Below are 1,056 nucleotides of genomic sequence, written 5' to 3'. Positions count from 1 at the left end.
CTAGGCCGTGTTTCAAAAGCTGGGTGGGTTTGATCGAAGTCACGGCGTGGCGGTGATCGATAACTGAAGAGGTCTCCGGTAGATGGTTCAGCGACCAAGCTAGAACTTCATACCGGAGACCTCGTGGCCACCATAGCGGTGACGGGGCGGCACGACCTCACCGACGCGCAATGGCAGCGGCTCGCGGAGTTGCTTCCTGCCTCGTCGGGCAACGGCCGTCCGCCCAAGTGGGAGAAACGGCAGCTCATCAACGGGATCCGGTGGCGGATCCGGGTCGGGTCCCCATGGCGCGATGTCCCTGCCGAGTACGGGCCCTGGCAGACGGTCTACGGCCTGTTCCGCCGCTGGCAGCGCGACGGGACCTGGGACAAGATCTTGGCCGCGTCGCAGGCCGCCGGTGACGCGGACGGCCGGATCGCCTGGACGGTGAGCGTGGACTCGATGACCAGCCGCGCTCACCAGCACGCCGCTGGCGCCCGTAAGGACGGCCATCTGCAGAAGGAGCCACCGGGCGGTGTGCACGAGGAGCCCGCCGATCATGCGCTGGGCCGTTCCCGTGGTGGGCTGACCACGAAAACCCATCTGGCCTGCGAGCAGGGCCAGAAGGTCCTGTCCCTGGTCGTGACGGCCGGACACCGTGGTGACAGCCCGCAGTTCATCCCGGTCCTACGCCGGATCCGCGTGTCTCGTCTGGGGGTGGGCCGGCCCCGGACGTGTCCCGATCTGGTGCTGGCCGACAAGGCCTACACCAGCCGCGGCAACCGTGGCTACCTGCGCAAGCGTGGGATCAAGGCGTGCATCCCAAGCAAGAAGGACCAGGACGCCCACCGCAAGGCCAAAGGCTCCCGCGGCGGCCGGCCACCCGCGTTTGACAAGGAGCTTTACCGGCTGCGTCACGCTGTCGAGAACGGCATCGCACGCCTCAAACGCCACCGCGGCGTCGCGACCCGCTACGACAAGCTGGCCGTCCGCTACCAGGCTGTCCTGACCATCGTCATCATCTGCGAGTGGCTCTGACCGGCTTATGAAACACGCCTTAGCTTGATCTTTAACCTG

At 66.5% G+C, this 1,056-nt stretch carries 1 protein-coding gene; it reads left to right on the top strand.

The window, feature by feature from the left end; all coding sequences use genetic code 11:
* Positions 1-123 precede the first annotated feature (123 nt).
* The gene (locus ABZ570_RS34030) at positions 124-1,017 is read left to right on the top strand and encodes an IS5 family transposase (RefSeq protein ID WP_358072306.1); all 894 of its coding nucleotides are present in this window, start codon (positions 124-126) and stop codon (positions 1,015-1,017) included.
* The last annotated feature ends 39 nt before the right edge of the window (positions 1,018-1,056 follow it).

The sequence above is a fragment of the Micromonospora sp. NPDC007271 genome (assembly GCF_040634005.1).
Lineage (GTDB): Bacteria > Actinomycetota > Actinomycetes > Mycobacteriales > Micromonosporaceae > Micromonospora.
The sequence above is the reverse complement of the archived record's forward strand: the minus strand, read 5'-3'. Positions and strand labels throughout refer to the sequence as shown.